The organism is Mycobacterium sp. (genome assembly GCF_035274705.1).
Taxonomy (GTDB): Bacteria; Actinomycetota; Actinomycetes; order Mycobacteriales; family Mycobacteriaceae; genus Mycobacterium.
This window is the reverse complement of sequence record NZ_DATENY010000015.1, coordinates 99,622-118,244: the sequence shown is the minus strand read 5'-3', so window position 1 is coordinate 118,244 and position 18,623 is coordinate 99,622. Positions and strand designations below refer to the sequence as shown.

Annotated in this window: 11 protein-coding genes; 10 read left to right on the top strand and 1 reads right to left on the bottom strand. The window is 64.2% G+C overall.

Translation table 11 applies throughout. From position 1 onward, the window contains the following. Positions 1-16: 16 nt before the first annotated feature. The 6 genes from VJV41_RS03755 to VJV41_RS03730 all read left to right on the top strand — a co-directional run bounded on the left by VJV41_RS03755 (position 17) and on the right by VJV41_RS03730 (position 10,494). Entirely contained in the window at positions 17-2,032 is a 2,016-nt protein-coding gene (locus tag VJV41_RS03755) for a cytochrome c oxidase assembly protein (RefSeq protein WP_325331220.1), read from the top strand. A gap of 220 nt (positions 2,033-2,252) precedes the next feature. Beyond that, positions 2,253-2,729 (top strand): single-stranded DNA-binding protein, encoded by a 477-nt coding sequence (locus VJV41_RS03750; RefSeq protein WP_325331218.1) that lies wholly within the window; start codon positions 2,253-2,255, stop codon positions 2,727-2,729. 98 nt (positions 2,730-2,827) lie between these two features. Continuing rightward, complete coding sequence (gene ettA, locus VJV41_RS03745) at positions 2,828-4,501, top strand: energy-dependent translational throttle protein EttA (protein ID WP_325331216.1); 1,674 nt, start codon at positions 2,828-2,830, stop codon at positions 4,499-4,501. A gap of 52 nt (positions 4,502-4,553) precedes the next feature. Next, positions 4,554-9,410, top strand: coding sequence for an NAD-glutamate dehydrogenase (locus VJV41_RS03740; protein ID WP_414684872.1), 4,857 nt, complete (start codon positions 4,554-4,556; stop codon positions 9,408-9,410). Between the two features lie 44 nt (positions 9,411-9,454). Beyond that, the gene (locus VJV41_RS03735) at positions 9,455-9,817 is read left to right on the top strand and encodes an acyl-CoA thioesterase (protein WP_414684875.1); all 363 of its coding nucleotides are present in this window, start codon (positions 9,455-9,457) and stop codon (positions 9,815-9,817) included. After that, positions 9,814-10,494 carry a hypothetical protein gene (locus VJV41_RS03730; protein ID WP_325331212.1) on the top strand — a complete coding sequence of 227 codons (681 nt, stop codon included), beginning with the start codon at positions 9,814-9,816 and terminating at the stop codon, positions 10,492-10,494. The genes VJV41_RS03735 and VJV41_RS03730 overlap by 4 nt, the downstream gene beginning before the upstream one ends. A gap of 77 nt (positions 10,495-10,571) precedes the next feature. Here VJV41_RS03730 and VJV41_RS03725 read toward each other — a convergent pair whose 3' ends face one another. Next, positions 10,572-12,146, bottom strand: a complete 1,575-nt coding sequence (locus VJV41_RS03725; RefSeq protein WP_325331210.1) for a glycoside hydrolase family 13 protein — start codon at positions 12,144-12,146, stop codon at positions 10,572-10,574. Between the two features lie 278 nt (positions 12,147-12,424). Here VJV41_RS03725 and VJV41_RS03720 point away from each other — a divergent pair, with 278 nt between their 5' ends. The 4 genes from VJV41_RS03720 to VJV41_RS03705 are packed head-to-tail and all read left to right on the top strand — an operon-like array spanning position 12,425 to position 18,618. Next, positions 12,425-13,414 carry a cysteine protease StiP domain-containing protein gene (locus VJV41_RS03720; protein ID WP_325331208.1) on the top strand — a complete coding sequence of 330 codons (990 nt, stop codon included), beginning with the start codon at positions 12,425-12,427 and terminating at the stop codon, positions 13,412-13,414. Beyond that, positions 13,414-14,178, top strand: a complete 765-nt coding sequence (locus VJV41_RS03715; RefSeq protein WP_325331206.1) for an FkbM family methyltransferase — start codon at positions 13,414-13,416, stop codon at positions 14,176-14,178. The genes VJV41_RS03720 and VJV41_RS03715 overlap by 1 nt, the downstream gene beginning before the upstream one ends. A 26-nt stretch (positions 14,179-14,204) precedes the next feature. Beyond that, positions 14,205-17,771, top strand: a complete 3,567-nt coding sequence (locus tag VJV41_RS03710) for an ADP-ribosylglycohydrolase family protein (RefSeq protein WP_325331204.1) — start codon at positions 14,205-14,207, stop codon at positions 17,769-17,771. Beyond that, positions 17,734-18,618, top strand: coding sequence for a carbohydrate kinase family protein (locus VJV41_RS03705; RefSeq protein ID WP_325331202.1), 885 nt, complete (start codon positions 17,734-17,736; stop codon positions 18,616-18,618). Before VJV41_RS03710 ends, VJV41_RS03705 begins: the two co-directional genes overlap by 38 nt. Positions 18,619-18,623 lie beyond the last annotated feature (5 nt).

Below are 18,623 nucleotides of genomic sequence, written 5' to 3'. Positions count from 1 at the left end.
GCCATACGCTGGACACATGACGTCACCCGGCCGGCTGGCCGCGCCCAGCGTGCGCAGCAGCGCGGTGTGGCCCGTGCTGGTCGGGGTCGCCGTACTGGCCGGGGCGACCGCTGCGGGTATCGGCGTGCTGTCGCTGGCCGACGCGCTGACCGCCACCGGGCTGCCTGATCCGGGGCCCGTCACCACTTACGGCCTGCCGTTCGTGCGGGCGGCGGGGGAGATCGCCTCGGTGCTTGCCGTCGGCTCGTTCTTGTTCGCTGCTTTCCTGGTGCCCCCACAGAGCAATGGTGTCCTTGACGCCGGCGGCTATCGCGCGCTGCGGCTGGGCACGGCCGCCTCGGCGGTGTGGACGGTGTGTGCGGCGCTGCTCGTTCCGCTGACGGTGTCCGACGTCTCCGGACAGCCGCTGCACGAGCACCTCAATCCGGCCAGCATCTGGTCGGCGGCCAGCGTCGTGGACATCGCGGGGGCGTGGCGGTGGACCGCGTTTCTCGCCGCGGCGGTGACGGTTGCCAGCCTGCCCGTCCTGCGGTGGTCGTGGACGCCAGCGCTGCTGGCTGGGGCGCTGATCACGTTGATGCCGCTGGGTCTGACAGGTCATTCGTCGGCCGGCGGCGCGCATGACCTGGCCACCAACAGCCTGCTGATTCACCTCGCTGCTGGCGCGGTGTGGGCGGGCGGCCTGCTGGCGCTGCTGGCCCATGCGATACGCGCGGGTGAGCACGCGGACTTGGCGGCCCGGCGGTTCTCGGCTCTGGCGTTGTGGTGCTTCGTGGCGATGGCCGCCAGCGGCGTGGTCAACGCGTTGGTGCGGGTCTCAGTGCCCGACCTGGTCCGTACCGATTACGGCTGGCTGGTGATCGGGAAGTTCGTCGCGTTGTGTCTGCTCGGGTTGCTCGGCTGGTGGCAGCGCCGCAGCGGCCTCGTCGCGTTGCGGGCCGATCCGTCGGCGCGCGGCCCGTTGATCCGCCTGGCGCTTGTCGAGGCGGCGGTGTTCGGGCTGACGTTCGGCATCGCCGTCGGCCTGGGGCGGACCCCTCCGCCGCCGCTGTTGCGGGAGCCGAGTCCGGTCGAGGTCGCAATCGGGTACGACTTCGCCGGGCCGCCGACGCTGGTGCGCGTCCTGTTCGGCTGGCGGTTCGACCTGATCTTCGGCACGGCCGCGATCGTGCTGGCGGTGTTGTATCTGGCAGGCGTGCGCCGGTTGCGGCGCCGTGGCGACGCCTGGCCGGTGGGCCGAACACTGGGCTGGTTGTGCGGGTGCGCGGCGCTGCTGTTCGCGACGTCGTCGGGTCTGGGCCGCTATATGCCGGCGATGTTTTCGATGCACATGGTGGCGCACATGCTGTTGTCGATGCTGGTGCCGATCCTGTTGGTGCTCGGCGCGCCGGTGACGCTGGCTCTTCGAGCACTTCCGGCGGCCGGGCGAGGCGATCCGCCGGGGCCTCGAGAGTGGCTGCTTGCTGCGCTGCACTCGCAGGTGTCGCAGTTCCTGACACATCCGATCGTGGCGACGGTGCTGTTCGTTGCGGGCTTCTACGGCCTGTACTTCGGCGGCATTTTCGACGCCGCTGTCGACAACCACGCCGCGCATGTGCTGATGAACGTCCACTTCTTGCTGTCGGGCTACCTCTTCTACTGGGTGGTCATCGGCATCGATCCGACGCCTCGACAGATCCCTCAGTTGGGCAAGGTTGCGATGGTGTTCGCATCGCTGCCGCTGCACGCGTTCTTCGGTGTGGTGCTGATGGGCATGAAGTCCGTTCTGGGAGAGTCGTTTTACCGCTCGCTGCAGCTGAGTTGGCATACCGACCTGCTGGGTGATCAGCGTCTTGGCGGTGGAATCGCATGGGCGGCAGGGGAAGTACCGCTTGTACTGGTGATGATCGCGCTGCTGATCCAGTGGCGGCGCAGCGATGCGCGCACCGCCAAACGCCTGGACCGCGCCGCCGATCGCGACGATGACGCGGAACTCGCGGCATACAACGCGATGCTGGCCGAGCTGGCGCGTCGAGAGGGCGGGTCGCACTAGCGGCGTCCAGACCTAAGTCCTTTCCGTTGTCGTCATCACCTGCTCACGCTCCGCAGACGGCATACGCCCCGCAGCCGTTCGCCATCCACAGTGCGCATTTCATCCACAGCCGGTGCCCGTCCGCCCCGATCCGGTGGTCGGCCTGTCGGCGGCACCGCGGTCAATGGCTTGTACCGGCGTTGCGTCGGCTCAAGTGAATCAATGACAGAAGGAATCAGAAATGTTCGAGACACCTATTACGGTCGTCGGCACCATCGTCAACGACCTCGTCCGTCGTCAGGTCGGTGACCAAGAGGTCATCAAGTTCCGCGTCGCGAGCAATTCGCGGCGACGCACCGCTGATGGCACGTGGGAGCCTGGCAACTCGCTATTCGTCACGGTCAACTGCTGGAGTCGCCTGGTCACTGGGGTCGGCGCTGCGCTGGGGAAGGGTTCGCCCGTGATCGTTGTTGGTCACGTGTACACCAGCGAGTACGAGGACCGCGACGGCGTCCGACGCTCATCGGTGGAAATGCGGGCCACCTCGGTTGGGCCAGATCTTGCACGTTGCATCGTGCGCATCATCGAAAAGACCGGGCACACCAACGGCAACGCCGAAGCGGCCGAGTCGTCGACCGCCGACGATGCGCGAGAAACGGCGTCCAGCGGCGACGATGAATCGGTCGTCAACGGCGAAGGGCTACCGCTGTCGGCTTAGCCCACTGCAGCCAGTCTGTCGGCGGAGCCGACTCAGGTCACGCCTACGATGGTCCGCGAGCATCACCCAAAAGACTCGCGAAAGGCAACACCACGGCAATGGCCGAATTCATCTATTCGATGCGGAAGGTCCGCAAGGCGCACGGCGACAAGGTGATCCTTGACGACGTCAGTCTGAACTTCCTTCCAGGCGCGAAGATCGGCATCGTCGGCCCGAACGGGGCCGGTAAGTCGAGCGTCTTGCGGATCATGGCCGGGCTAGACACCCCCAACAACGGCGACGCCCTTTTGCAGCCCGGTGCGACGGTCGGCATTCTGCAGCAGGAGCCCCAGCTCGACGAGACAAAGACCGTGCGCGAGAACGTCGAGGAAGGCGTGGCCATCAAGGCCAAACTCAATCGCTACAACGAGGTCGCCGAGTTGATGGCCACCGATTACTCCGACGAGCTGATGGAGGAGATGGGCCATCTGCAGGAGGAACTGGACGCGGCCGACGCGTGGGACATCGACTCTCAGCTCGAGCAAGCGATGGACGCGCTGCGCTGCCCGCCCCCCGACGAGCCCGTCACCCACCTGTCGGGTGGTGAGAAGCGCCGCGTGGCGCTGTGCAAGCTGCTGCTGTCCAAACCCGACCTGCTGCTGCTCGACGAACCGACCAACCATCTCGACGCCGAGAGCGTGTTGTGGCTCGAACAGCACCTCGCGCAGTACAAGGGCGCCATCCTCGCCGTCACGCACGATCGCTACTTCCTGGACAACGTCGCGGAGTGGATTCTCGAACTCGACCGCGGTCGCGCGTACCCCTACGAGGGCAACTACTCGACCTACCTTGAAAAGAAGGCCGAGCGCATCGCGGTGCAGGGCCGCAAGGACGCCAAGCTGCAGAAGCGGCTGAAGGACGAGCTGGAATGGGTTCGGTCCGGCGCCAAAGCGCGGCAGGCCAAGAGCAAGGCCCGTCTGCAGCGCTACGAGGAGATGGCAGCCGAGGCCGAGAAGACCCGCAAGCTCGACTTCGAGGAGATCCAGATCCCGACCGGGCCGCGGCTGGGCAGTGTCGTCGTCGAGGTCGATCACCTCGACAAGGGCTTCGACGGACGGCCGCTGATCAAGGACCTGTCGTTCACGCTGCCCCGCAACGGCATCGTCGGCGTCATCGGGCCCAACGGCGTCGGCAAGACCACGCTGTTCAAGACCATCGTTGGCCTCGAGCAGCCCGACAGCGGCACCGTCAAAGTCGGCGACACCGTCAAGCTGAGCTACGTCGACCAGTCCAGGGCACGCATCGACCCCAAGAAGACGGTCTGGGAGGTCGTGTCCGACAAGCTGGACTACATCGAGGTCGGCCAGAACGAGATTCCGTCGCGGGCGTACGTCTCCGCGTTCGGGTTCAAGGGTCCGGACCAGCAGAAGCCGGCGGGCGTATTGTCCGGCGGTGAACGCAACCGGCTCAACATGGCGCTCACGCTCAAAGAGGGCGGCAACCTGATCCTGCTCGACGAGCCGACCAACGACCTCGACGTGGAGACGCTGAGCTCGTTGGAGAACGCGCTGGATAATTTCCCCGGCTGCGCAGTCGTGATTTCGCACGACCGCTGGTTCCTCGATCGCACTTGCACGCACATCCTGGCGTGGGAGGGTGACGACGACAACGAGGCCAAATGGTTCTGGTTCGAGGGCAACTTCGCCGCTTACGAGGAGAACAAAGTCGAACGTCTCGGCATCGACGCGGCCCGACCGCACAGGGTGACCCACCGCCGGCTCACACGCGACTAATGTCGCTTGTGCGTACCAGTGCCGGTACGCAGGTGTGAATCAGGAGCGTCGCATGTCGGTCAATCCGCGGACGGGCACAGGTGTTGGAGGACGAACCGACTCGCGGATGTTGAGTCAGGACGCCGCTGCCCGGCTCGCGCGTGCCTACCTTGCTACCTACCGCGGTCCGCATGGCGATGCGCCAGGAGCCGATGCGGCCGTCACCGGTCCCGTCGACCGCACGGCTGCGGGATTGCTGTCACCGTCTTTGATCCAGGCCCACTACCGATTGGGTCAGCGTCGGCGAATAGGGGACACCCGCGTCGCCATCTACGCCGAGGACGATCCTGCGGGATTCGGCCCGGCACTACAGATAGTCACGGACAACGCGTCGATGCTGATGGACTCCGTCACCGTGCTATTGCACCGGCTCGGCGTCGCCTACAAAGCGATCATGAACCCGGTGTTCCGGGTCCGCCGCGGCCCGGCCGGGGAGCTCCTGGAGATCCAGCCGGCGTCTGCTGCGGCATTTCGTGACGGCATCGACGAGACGTGGATCCACGTCCAGCTGGCCGACTCGGTAGAGGGCAAGTCGCTGGAAGAGGCCGAGCGACTGCTGCCCAGCGTGCTCGCCGACGCGCGACAGGTGGCCCTCGACTCGACGGCTATGGCCGCGATGCTGCGCAGCTTGGCCGCCGAACTCGACAGCGATCACGGGGGCCGGTTCCCCGGGACCGATCGCAAGGGCGTCGCCGCGCTGCTGCGCTGGCTGGCCGACGGGCATTTCGTGCTGCTCGGCTATCAACGCTGCCCCGTGCTCGACGGACAATCATCGGTCGACCCGTCGAGCCGCCTTGGTGTGCTGCGGTTGCGTGAGGACGTGCTGCCGCCGCTCACGACCAACGACGAACCGCTCGTGCTGGCGCAGGCCACGATGCCGAGCTATCTGCGCTACGGCGCCTATCCCTATATCGTCGTGGTCCGCGAAAGCACCGGGGATACGGCGATCGAGCATCGTTTCGTCGGGTTGTTCACGGTGGCTGCGATGAACGCCAATGTGCTTGAGATACCGCTGATTTCGCGACGAGTCAACGACGCGCTCGCCATGGCGCACCGTGACCCAAGCCATCCGGGACAGCTGCTGCTCGACATCATCCAGACCATCCCGCGGTCGGAGCTCTTCGCGCTTACCGCCAAAGAGCTGCTCGACATGGCGATGGCCGTCGTCGACCTCGGCTCGAGACGGCGCACGCTGTTATTCGTGCGTGCCGATCAACTCGCCCATTTCGTATCCTGCCTGGTGTATCTGCCACGCGACCGCTACACCACGGCGGTGCGGCTGGCGATGCAGGACATTCTCGTGCGCGAACTCGGTGGTGTCAGCATCGACTACGCCGCCAGGGTCAGCGAATCACCCTGGGCCGTTGTACATTTCACCGTTCGTCTACCCGAAGTGTCACGTCCGGCCGCCGTCGACGTCTCGCTTGAGAACGAAACACGCATCCAGAACTTGCTGACCGAGGCCGCCCGAACCTGGGGTGACCGGTTGCTGGGCGCGGTGAAGGACGGCTCGATCAGCCAGGCCAAGGCCGAGCACTATGCCGCCGCGTTCCCCGAGGTCTACAAGCAGGCAATCACGCCATCCGAGGCCATCAACGACATCGCGATCATCGAAGAGCTGCAAGATGATTCGGTGAAACTCGTCCTCGCCGACAGTGACGAGGAGCGCATCGCGCAGCTCACCTGGTATCTCGGTGGGCGCTCGGCGTCGCTGAGCGAGCTGTTGCCGATGCTGCAGTCCATGGGCGTGGTGGTGCTCGAGGAGCGTCCCTTCACCGTGACACGGCCCGACGGGTTGCCGGTGTGGATCTATCAGCTCAAGATCTCTCCACATCAGACCATCCCGGAGGCGGCCAAAGGCCCCGAACGCGACGCCATGGCAGAGCGGTTCGCCGATGCGGTGACTGCGATCTGGCATGGTCGAGTCGAGATCGACCGCTTCAACGAGCTGGTCCTGCGCGCGGCTCTGACGTGGCAGCAGGTGGTCATTCTGCGCAGTTATGCAAAGTACTTGCGGCAGGCGGGTTTTCCCTACAGCCAGTCGCACATCGAGTCCGTGATCATCGAGAACGCCGGGACCGCGCGATCGCTGGTCGAACTCTTCGGAGCGCTGTTCGCACCGTCAGATACGCCGAATCACCGCGATGCGCAGGCCGCCGCCGCAGCCGTGGCAGCCGATATCGACGCGCTTGTCAGCCTCGACACCGACCGCGTGCTGCGCGCGTTCGCGTCGATGATCCAAGCCACGTTGCGCACCAACTACTTTGTTACCCGGTCGGATTCGGCCAGGGAGCAGAACGTGGTGTCTTTCAAGCTCAATCCTCTGCTGATCGACGAATTGCCGCTGCCTCGCCCGAAATTCGAGATCTTCGTGTACTCGCCTCGGGTGGAGGGTGTGCACCTGCGGTTCGGGCACGTCGCGCGCGGTGGCCTGAGATGGTCGGACCGGCGCGAAGACTTCCGCACAGAGATCCTCGGCCTCGTCAAGGCGCAGGCGGTCAAGAACGCCGTAATCGTTCCCGTCGGCGCCAAGGGCGGGTTCGTCGTAAAGCAGCCGCCCGTGGCCACCGGTGACGCCGCGACCGACCGCGACGCGACTCGCAACGAGGGCGTGGCCTGCTACAAGTTGTTCATCGCCGGTCTGCTCGACGTCACCGACAATGTCGACAAGGCCACGGGCAAGGTCGTCAGCCCGCCAGAGGTGGTGCGCCGCGACGGCGACGACGCCTACCTCGTCGTGGCGGCCGACAAGGGCACCGCCACGTTCTCCGACATCGCCAACGACGTCGCCAAGTCATACGGCTTCTGGCTCGGCGACGCGTTCGCCTCCGGCGGTTCCGTCGGCTATGACCACAAGGCGATGGGCATCACCGCCAAAGGTGCGTGGGAGTCGGTCAAACGACACTTCCGCGAGATGGGCGTCGACACCCAATCCGAGGACTTCACGGTTGTGGGCGTCGGCGACATGAGCGGCGACGTGTTCGGCAACGGCATGCTCCTGTCAAAGCACATTCGGCTGCTGGCGGCGTTCGATCATCGGCACATCTTCATCGACCCCGACCCCGACGCCGCGAGGTCATGGGACGAACGTAAACGGCTGTTCGACCTGCCCCGGTCGAGCTGGGAGGACTACGACGGCTCGCTGATCAGCGAGGGCGGCGGCGTGTACAGCCGGGAACAGAAGGCCATCCCGATCACCAAGCAGGCAAGAGCAGCCCTTGGCATCGACGATGCCGTCGAGGAGATGACACCTCCTAGTCTGATCAAGGCGATCCTGAAGGCGCCGGCGGACTTGCTGTTCAACGGCGGCATCGGCACCTACATCAAGGCCGAGACGGAGTCGGACGCCGACGTCGGCGACCGTGCCAACGACCCGGTGCGCGTCAACGGAAACCAAGTGCGCGCCAAGGTGATCGGTGAAGGCGGCAACCTCGGTGTCACGTCGCTGGGACGTGTCGAGTTCGACCTGGCGGGCGGCCGGATCAATACCGATGCACTGGACAACTCGGCCGGTGTCGATTGCTCGGACCACGAAGTCAACATCAAGATCTTGATCGACTCACTGGTCACCTCCGGCAAGGTCAGCCCGCAGGAGCGAACCGATCTGCTGCTGTCGATGACCGACGAGGTCGGTCGGCTGGTGCTCGAGGACAACGTGGACCAGAACGATCTGATGGGTACCAGCCGAGCCAATGCCGCCAGCCTGCTGCCCGTGCACGCGCGAATGATCAAGGACTTCGTCAAGGAGCGCGGGCTGAATCGAGAACTGGAGGCGTTGCCGTCGGAAAAGGAAATCCGGCGGCGAACCGAAGCTGGCATCGGCCTGACATCGCCCGAGCTCGCGACGTTGATGGCCCATGTCAAGCTCGCGCTCAAAGACGAAGTGCTGGGTAGCGAGCTGCCGGATCAGGAGGCGTTCGCCTCGCGACTGCCGGGGTATTTCCCGGCCAAACTGCGCGAGCCGTTCGGCAGCGACATCCGTTCGCATCAGCTGCGCCGGGAGATCGTCACGACCATGCTCGTGAACGATCTCGTCGACACCGCTGGCATTTCCTACGCGTATCGGATCACCGAGGACGTCGGCGTCGGACCGGTCGATGCCGTGCGCAGCTATGTCGCGACCAATGCGATCTTCCGGGTCGGCGAGGTGTGGCGGCAGATCCGGGATTCCGGTGAGAACGGGGTGTCGGTGGCGGTGACCGACCGGATGACGCTGGATCTGCGACGGCTCATCGACCGCGCCGGCCGCTGGCTGCTCAACTATCGCCCGCAACCGCTGGCAGTCGGCGCCGAAACCAACCGGTTCGCACAGAAGGTCGCGACGCTGACACCGCGCATGTCGGAGTGGCTGCGTGGCGACGACAAGGCGATCGTTGCAAAGGAAGCCGGCGAATTCTGTTCGCACGGAGTGCCGGAGGACCTGGCCTACGAAGTGGCGACCGGCCTTTATCAGTACAGCCTGCTCGACGTCATCGACATCGCCGACATCAAGGACCGGGAACCGGCCGAAGTCGCCGACACGTACTTCGCGCTGATGGACCACCTCAGCACCGACGGCCTACTCACCGCGGTGTCGCGGCTAGAGCGCGATGACCGCTGGCATTCGTTGGCCCGCTTGGCGATCCGAGACGACATCTATGGATCGCTGCGGGCGCTGTGCTTCGACGTGCTGGCTGTGGGCGAGCCAGACGAGAGCGGCGAGGAGAAGATCGCCGAGTGGGAGATGACCAACAGCTCCCGCGTCTCGCGCGCTAGGCGCACGTTGACCGAGATATACGAAAGTGGCGAGCATGACCTGGCGACGTTGTCGGTGGCGGCCCGCCAGATCCGCAGCATGACACGAACGAGTGGAGCGGGGTCTTCTGGGTGACGAGTTTTGTTGCGCCGGTGCATGTGCGCTGGTCGGACATCGACATGTACCAGCACATCAACCACGCGACCATGGTCACGATCCTCGAAGAGGCCCGCATCCCCTTCCTGCGTGAACCATTCGGAGCGGACATCAACACGATCGGCCTGCTGATCCACGAGGTCAAAATCCTTTACAAAGGTCAGTTGCGTCTGATCGATTCGCCGTTGCAGGTGACCATGTGGTCGAAGCGGGTGCGCGCGGTCGACTTCACGATCGGCTACGAGGTGCGGTCGTTCAGCGCGGCGCCGGATTCGAAGCCGTCCGTGATTGGTGAAACGCAGCTGGCCGCCGTGCACATCGAAGAGCAACGGCTGCAACGGCTTTCCGTTGAACAACGAGAGTACTTGCAGCGCTGGACCCGATGAGCAGCACCGAACGCGGTATCTGGCTCGACGACGCCACCCACCGCGAGGACCTGGCGACGTTCACCGAGCGGGCGTTGCGGCTCGACGACGCCGCGGTCATCCGGCTGCGCGAGCGCTCCGGGGGGCTCGTCGCCGCCTGGGTGGCAACGGGATTCGACGTACTCGCCAGCCGAGTGGTCGGCGGGCGGGTCCGGCCCGCAGACCACAGTGTCGGCGCCGACGCGCTCGCGGCGGGGCTGAATGCGATGGATCGCAGCGGCTTTGTCGAGTCAGGGTTCTCGATGGATTCGGCGTGGCGCGGGGCGCTTCCTCCCGAATCGGGCTTCGTCCATGTCGACGACGTGCCGGCGCGTGTGGTGCTGGAACTGGCGCAGCGCGGAGTCGCGCTGGTCAAAGAACATTCGAGCGCGCACGGACCGCCTGCGTCGTTGCTTGATCAGGAGGTGCTGGCGGTCCACTCCGGAGACGTGACGGTCGGTATCCCGATGCGCTGCGTATTCGCTTTGACCGCAATGGGTTTCCTGCCGCAATCGGACGCGTCCGGGCAGCTGGACCCCAGCACTGTGGCCGCCGACGAGATCGTGCGGGTTCGCGCGTTTCCATCGTGGCTGCGCATCGACGCCCGCTTCGGGTCGGTGTATCGCCGTCGCGGCGACCCCGCCTTGGTCCTGCGCTAGCTTCTCTTGCGCGAGCAGACGCAAACGGCCCCAAAACCTCGGCGTGTCGGGGACATTTGCGTCTGCTCGCGAGATAACTAGACCAGCCAGGCGGCGGTGTTCGGTGGCAGCTGGCCGTCCACCAATGCAGCACTAGCGAGCAGCACCTCGCCGACGGGCAGAGCCATCGCGCGACGACCCGCGTTCAGCGCGCACACCAACCCGTCGGAGCAGCGGAACGTCACGAGGTCCGGTGCGCCGTCCAGGAACTCCACCGACGCGTCGTTGAAATCGGCCCTGCAATGCCGTAACTCGATCGCCTTGCGGAACAATGACAGTGTCGATTCGGGGTCGTCTTCCTGTGTCTCGACCGTCAGCGTCGTCCATTCCGCCGGCATCGGCAGCCACGTGTCTGGGTTGTCCGAAAAGCCGAACGGGGGCGCACTACCTTCCCATGGCATGGGAATTCGGCATCCGTCCCGGCCGCGTACCTCCCGCCCTGAGCGCTCCCAGACGGGATCACGCAGCGCCTCATCCGGTAGTACGACGTTGGGCAAGCCGAGTTCCTCGCCGTAGTAAACGAAAACTGCGCCAGGCAACGCCAACATCACCAATGCCATCGCCCTAGCGCGCTCGAGCCCAGTCTTTCCGCCGCCGTAGCGCTGCACGGTCCGATCGACGTCGTGGTTGGCCAGCGCCCAGGTTGGAGTGGCGCCGACCAAGGTGACGGCCTCCAACGAGATCCGAATCGCCTCCCTAACGGCATTCGCCTCGAAGGGGGCTTGAAGCAGTTGGAAGTTGAAACTCAGATGCAGTTCGTCAGGCCGGACGTACATTCCGAACTGTTCGAAATCGTCGACCCAGACCTCGCCAATCGACACCGCACCTTCGTATTCATCGAGCAGCGCGCGGATCCGGCGATGTACGACATGGACGCCATGGTTGTTCGCGCGGATGTCGTCGTCGTGCAGGCGTAGCAGTTGCACGTTGCTCAGATCCATGTCGGGAAGGCCTTGTGGCTTGGCGATCGCGTGTGCCACGTCGATACGGAAGCCATCGACTCCGCGATCTAGCCAGAAGCGCATGGTCTGCTCGAAATCGGCTATTACCTCGGGGTTGTCCCAGTTTAGGTCGGGCTGCTCGGCGGCAAAAAGGTGCATGTACCACTGGCCTGGAGTCCCGTCGGGCTCGGTTACCCGTGTCCATGCCGGTCCCCCGAACACCGACACCCAATTGTTCGGCGGATGCATGCCGTCCGGGCCGCGGCCGTCGCGGAAGATGTAGCGCTCACGTTGCGCACTGCTGTGATCTGCTGCCAGCGCCGCTTGGAACCAGGGATGCTGCGCGCCCGAATGGTTCGGCACCAGATCCATGACGACTCTGAGGTCTAGCTCATGTGCGGCCGCGAGGAAGCGATCCAATGCTTGGATACCACCGAAGAGGGGGTCGACGTCGCGCGGGTCCGTTATGTCGTAGCCTTCGTCAGCCATCGGGGATACGTACACAGGGTTGAGCCAGATGGCATCGGCGCCGAGACGGCGAAGGTAGGGAAGCTTGGCGGTTGCACCGTCCAGATCGCCAACGCCGTCTGAGTTCGAATCGCAGATCGAGCGCGGATACACCTGATAGAAGACAGCATTCGACCACCACGGACCGGTCCGGTATTCACCCACAATGGGTCATTGTGCCGAATACCGTGGCCATCGGCCCGGCGCTCTTGGGGCGACCGAAGGCGAAGGCTCAACGGCGAATGACCAACAGATGGCGCGATCTCGCGGCATCACGCTGGAAACGGATCCCACGCTGGTTCATGGGACATATACGGCGTTCGCTATGTGGTCCCGCCCGGCCGAGTGGCCCGATCGACCCTCATGCGGGCCTTCAGGCGCGACGCGGGGTGATTTGACTGGTATGAACCGATGGATAGGACGGTCTTGGTGATGGAGGTCGCATGGGGGCAATCGTTGGTTCGTACCTTGAGTCGGAGGTGTCCTTGTTGCTGAGCGACGCGCCGTCTGCGAAATACGCCGACTACCTGCCGAACGCAGAGTACTGCGATCGGCTGCGTGATTACGCCGTCGCTTCCGCCGATGTGATCGCGATGATGGTCGGCGCGTTGGCTGAACGGATCCTCCAACGGCGTGGAACAGACGTGGTGCTGGTGTCGATCGCTCGGGCGGGCACGCCGGTCGGGGTCTTGGTCAAGCGCTGGCTTGCTTTCGTCCACGGGCTTGACGTTCGCCACTTCAGCATCTCCATTGCCAACGGGGTCGTCGACGAGAGCGCGTTGTCCTGGCTGACGCGCCGTTGCCTCGCTGATCGCCTGCAGTTCATCGACGGGTGGACAAGCAAGGGCACGGTGGCGCGCCTGCTTCACCGGACGTGCCGTGCTGATCGGTGGTCAGGCATCGATCCGACGTTGGCAGTCGTGGTCGACCCGGTTGCAGCTGCGGGCATCTCGGCGACACGCGATGACGTGTTGCTGCCGCACGCGTGCCTTGGTGCGCAGATGGCGGGATTGCTGGGCGCGCCTCAACACAGCAGCCTGGCCGGCCGCAGGCTGTTTCATGGTGTCGACGTGCGACGAGATCTGCGCGGCCAGGATTTGACCCGTTGGTATCTAGACCAGGTAGAAGCACGGTTCGGTGCGGTGCGCACCGCGTCCACACTTCGTTCTGAAGACGGCGACCACTCTGCGGGTATTGCGCACGCGCGGCTACGTCAATCTGCGGTTGTTGCGGCACGCCTCGGGCTCGGCGTCAACGACCCCATCAACGTGGGAACCAGCGAGGCTGCCCGCGCGCTGTTTCGACCGAATCCGCGTCAACTCGTCGTGCGAAGCAAGAACGCGGCCACCGACCTCCTGTGCGATGTCGCAGAGCAGCGCAACGTTCCTATCGAGCTCGATCCGAGCCTGCTCGTCGACGCGATCGCTGTCTGATGCGCAAGAGCATCGGAGCGTTTGGCCGGTCGGTGCTCGAACGGCTGGGGCTGTGGGTGGGTCGATCGGTCGACATCCCGTACGGCGTCGGCTGGAGACATGACCTAAAACGCCTCATCGGACACGACAGCGCAGCCACGTTCTTCGACGTCGGCGCGAATGTCGGCCAAACTGCGGAGCTGCTTGCTGAGAGCTTTCCGAAGGCCACCATCTACAGCTTCGAACCAGTGCCGGCGACCTTCGTCGAGTTGAGCCGCAATACCGCAGGATTGAGCCGCGTCGAGTGTGTCGACCTGGCACTCGGCGCGACACCGGGCGAAGCGACGATCACGACGGATCGGAATGTGTTGAACACAATGACGCCCGATGTTTCTTCGCAGGCTTTGACGACAGTCCAGGTCGACACGGTTGATCAGTTCTGCGCTCGGCGCACGATCAAGCGCGTGGGGCTGCTGAAGATCGACACCGAAGGATTCGAGGTCTCCGTGCTTCAGGGTGCCGCCACGATGCTGGCTGAAGGCAGAATCGATTTCGCGTTGGTGGAGTGTGACTTCTTCCGCCGACCAGACGAACCCCACGGCGACTTCTTCGAGGTTCACGATCTGCTTGCCCCACAGGGCTTTCGCGTGGTGTCCTTCTACACCGGTGGGATCGATCGGCGTGGCTGGGTATGGGGTGACGTCCTACTGATGAGGCAAGGATGCGCCGATCACCTTCCGCTGACGATGTCGCCGTTCGGACCGCCCGTTGAACCGCTTTTGTAGCATTCCTCGGGTGTAGCCTCCGAACCGTGGCGATCTTCGACCGGACCGGTGCGCGGACGCCGGCCTCCGCGATCTCGAAGCTCAACCACTTCGCGGATCGTCACGAATTCTTGTACGACTTCCTGAGCAAGTTGAACGGACCTTGCCCACTACCCGCGGAGATTCTCTACCTGCATGCGATGGGTGGCAGTGGCAAGTCACTGTTGCTGCGCTACATGCATGCGCGGAGCTGCTACCTACTCGATGCCGCCGAATGGGATGTCGTTCGGGCCGGCCCATTGGCAACGCTGGTGGAGCGGGTGCGAGAAGCGCGCAAGCCCATTGCGGTCGCAAGTGCGTTGCTGGACTTCGGCGCTCAGCCGATCGGCGAGAAGCGACCACTCGAAGCGCTTCCGGCGCTCTTCATGTTGAAGCGGCAGCTCGCCAGGTTCAAGGTAGCCACACCCCGTTTCGACTTCGCGGCGCTGAACTACTTGCAGAAGTCGGGACTGGACTACAAGAAGACGCTGCCGGAACTCTTTCCGGCATCCGAGCTTGATTTCGCCGTCAATCTCATGGATGCGTTGGCGTCGCTGCCGTTTGCGGCCACCGGTCGCGCGCTGCTCACCCTCATCGACAAGCGAACCAATAACGCATTCGCCCGCTGGCGGATGCAACGTCCGGTTGAGGACGAATACGTCGACATGATCATGGAGTCGGCGGCCGATCCCGACTTGGCCGACCTTCTCCCCTTCTTCTTCGCACAGGATCTCAACAACGCATTGACGAACAAGGGCGCCACCAGTCGCATCGCGCTGTTCTTCGATACCCATGAGGCCTTTTGGGGGGAGGATCTGTATCCCACTCGTTCGTCGATATCGCTCGCATCGATCTCACGCGACAAGTGGTTGCGCTCGCTGCTTGGTGGTATCGACCTCGAACGCGGCATCGTCGTCGTCGTCGCTGGTCGGAAGCCGCCCCGCTGGGCATTGGCCGAGGAAGCTGCGATCGCTGAGGAGTACGTCGATGCCAAATCCGTCGCGGGCTTGTCACCCGCCGACGCAGCTTGGTATCTGGACTCCGCGGGGATCAAGGACCCCCGCTTGCAGAGCCAGGTCATCGCGTACTCGACGGGTGAACCGAACGAGGTTCATCCCTTCATGCTTGGCTTGTATGCAGACGTGCTCGCTTCCCCGGCAGGGGTCGAGGGTGGTGCCGACTTGTCCTCGAACATCAAGTCCAGCCTCGAGGACAGGGGGCGCCTTCTCGTGGCGCGGCTTATGTCGTCCGTGGCGGAGGGGATGCAGCGCAACGTGATCGCCGTTGCCGCGACGCGGTCATTTGGATTCACGGAGTTCGCCTATCTGGCGGATTGCCTTCGGCTCAACGGAAGTTACGACGACTTCAGTCGTTTGGTCAACTTCTCGTTCATACTGGAGAAGCGCCCTGGAAGTGCGGGCGCCGAATCCGGTGAGGACACCGCCGTCTACGCCGTTCATCAACTCCTTCGCCGCGAACTAGCCAGATCCTTTCCCAAGCAGACACACGATGCAGACGTCGTGCTGTACGAGTATTACGCGGTGAAGCAAGGGTCCGCCGCACAAGCAGAAGCGGCGCTGCACTTGATGCGGGTGGATCATTCACGCGGAGTTAAATTCTGGTGTGCTGCCGTCGAAGAACTCCTGGACGCTGGCAGGTACAGAGACTGCATACCGTTTGTTGGCGTTGTCATGGACGTGTCTGATCCGAAATCGCAGATCGACATCAAGGTGTACTACCTTGTTGCCCAGGTCTACATCGGTATAGGTGCCGTGGAGGATGCCAAGAGCCTGCTCGCCCAACTACCGGTCGATTCTGCAGAATTTATCCTCTTGAAGGCGGACATCGAGTTCTGCGACTGCGAGTATCCGGAAGCAGAGTCGACGGCCCGCAACGGCATTTCACACGTACCGGTGGACGAACGGGAGCGCCTACGACTTCGGCTCGCCGAAATCCTGCTCTATACAGGACATTTCGCTGACGCCCGCGACGTGTTGACCGGTCCGGAATTCCGGTCTCCGTACTGTCCGTCGTGGTACATGTTGCTCGGTGAGGTCGAGTACTTCGCCGGAAATCCGGAAAGGGCGGGGGAACTGTTCCGAGCCTGCGAGGAGCAACTCGCGGCTACTCCCGCACAGGAAGTGAATCTCACGATCACAGGCTGGAATCAGTCCGGCCTCGGTCTCATCCGGTTGTGGCAGCGGGATTGGGATTCCGCGTACGCGCATTTCGAGGCGAGTCTCGCCGTCCGTGAGAAGGCCGGTCACGCAAGGGGAATCGCGAACTGTCATTGGTTGATGGGACAAGCCAAGTGCGGCGCTGGACTACATACCGAGGGCAGGGCGTTGCTGGCGCGCGCCCGCCAAATGGCGATGGATCAGGGTGACGAGATCACTCTCGCGAAGGTGCGTCACTCCGAAGCCGTGTCCTTCTTCGATGGGGGAGAGACGAGGAAGGCCCATGCCCTACTCGATGACGTAGTGGCGAACAACGATGCCGACGGAGCCCCTTACGACCAGGCGCACGAGCGCCTCGAGTTGGCCCGAATGTGCCGGGCGCATGGTGACTTTCGCGGAATGGTGGCCAACTTGGACGCGGCCCGACGCGCCATGCAGGGGAGAGAGTTCGGCCTGCTGGAACAAACTTATCCAGACGCCGTATCCGCCGTCGCCCGCCGAATGACTTCTTCTCTGGTGGCGTTCGCCGTCGGCGACGCGGTCGGGGCCCCCGTGGAGGGGTTACCAAGCGAGGCAATCAGCATGACACTCGATGAACCCATCGGACAGCGGGACGACTGGCCGGTCGGGTCTACGTCGGATGACACGGATCAACTTCTCGCCGTCGGGCAAGCGATCGCATCGTCGAGCGAAGAGCAGGACCCGGCAAGGCGGCTGCTCGAGTTGCTCGCCGAGCTGAACACCACCATGCGCGGCCGTGGTCCAACCACGATGACAGCAGTGCAGCGATTCCTTAAGACCGGTGAACTCGTTGCGACCGGAGGCTCGACCAACGGCGCCGTCGTCCGAGCGGTCGCCGTGGGATGGGCGGCACCTGTCGCGGCGCAAGATCATCGTCGTGCACTGGTCGAGCGTCTCACTCGTACAACGCATGCCGCACCGTCGGCACTCGTCAGCGCGCAGGTTGTGGCGGCGATGTCCGCCTGGTCGCTCGAGGGGGTGGATCCGGCTACCTTGGTGGAGGTCGCCGGCGAAGAACTCGTGTTCACGATCCGTGCTTACGATCCCGACGAACACGATGTTGCCACCATGCGCGATGCGTTGGCAGGTCAATGGACCGCCCCGACGACAACGGGAATCTCGCTCGATGCGATCGAGACCACCGCGGCCGCGATTTCGATAGTGCGTGATGCCTCAAGCCTCGCCGAGTCGATGCTCTCGGCCATACGACTTGGTGGCGACACCGACACCATGGCCGCTCTGGTTGGCGGGTTGCTCGGAGCCCTCTATCCCGCAGAAGTCGACGCGTTGCCGTGGCTGCCGCAGGTTCGTATCCCTGATCACGCGACCGCGATCGTCGATGCGATGGTTCGATATCGATGGGCGCGATATGCGTAACTGCTGGGTCATCGGTCCGATTGCCTGGGACTGGCCATATCGGCTACCGACGCTTCCTCGGTCAGGTGGGTTCGTCCAGGGGGCGCGGCTTGCGGACCGAGCTGGTGGCACGGGCGCGAACGTGGCTCGAGCCCTGGCCAGCCGTGGCGTTGCCGTGTCGATGGTCGGGTACGTGGGGCGAGATAACTGGGGTGAGCTCAGTCGAGCCAACCTCGTCGACTGCGGCGTCGACACGACCCACGTCGCCACGGTCGACGGGGACACCTCGCAAGTCCTTCTCCTGATCGAGCCGTCTGGCGAACGAACCATCGTTGGGGTGGTGCCCGATTTGATGTCATCGGTATGGCTCGATCCGACCGTCGTTCAGGCGGGTGACTTGGTATATCTCGCCGCGTGGCGGCCACAGTTCGCTGGGATGGTGCATTCGCTCGCCGGACGGGATGCGGTCATCGCGTCTGTTCCGTTCCCGAAACAGGAAGAACCGCTCCCGATCTCGTACGTCATCGGTTCTCGGGCCGAGGTGCCCGATGACTCCCGACCGTCGCCGTGGCGGCGCTACTGCGACTGGACTGCTGGCCGGATCAGTGGCCTCATCTTGACGTTGGGGAGCGACGGCGCCATGTCGATCGATGCCGACGGTGAGCGCCACTTCGCAGCACACCGAATCGACGCAGTCGACGCCACGGGCGCTGGCGACGCCTTCACGGCTGCGATACTCGCGGCGATGATGGCCGGCATGCCACCGTTGTCAGGCATCGAGGAGGGCCTGTTGTGGGGGGCTGCTGCAGCGTGCGTCGACGCCTCGATTCCACCTCCGTGGTCAGAGGTGGTCGGGCGGTTGCTCTGACTTTC